The sequence below is a fragment of the Aquitalea sp. S1-19 genome (assembly GCF_024343515.1).
This window is the reverse complement of sequence record NZ_RJTZ01000379.1, coordinates 1-354: the sequence shown is the minus strand read 5'-3', so window position 1 is coordinate 354 and position 354 is coordinate 1. Positions and strand designations below refer to the sequence as shown.

1 pseudogene is annotated in these 354 nt (G+C 62.4%); it reads right to left on the bottom strand.

Features of this window, described 5'->3' with window-relative positions:
* A pseudogene (locus tag EGI20_RS19160) lies at positions 1 to 354 on the bottom strand (glycine dehydrogenase (aminomethyl-transferring)); the annotation flags it as partial.

Genomic DNA, 354 nt, shown 5'->3' with positions numbered 1-354 from the left:
TTCAGTGCGAGGTCGCGGTTTTCCAGACGCTTGAGGTAGCGCAACAGTCCGTGTTCGGTGTGGTACTGGTTGAACACCGGATGGGTCAGGATGGCCGACTCGCGCTTGAGCGCAGCAGGAATCGCATCTGCGGCGGCAGCATCCAGTGCGGCGACATCGGCCGCCTGGCCGGTAAAGAGTGTGATCAGGAAGGCCAGATCTTCATGACTTGCCTGCTCATGGAAGGCCACCGCCAGCACGCTGTCGCCGACGCGGCGCAGGTTGTAACCGGCAGCGAGCGCAGCAGCGTATACGCTGGCCGCCTGGTCACCCAAGTCGACCTCGACCGTGTCGTAGAAGCGGTCATATACCAGC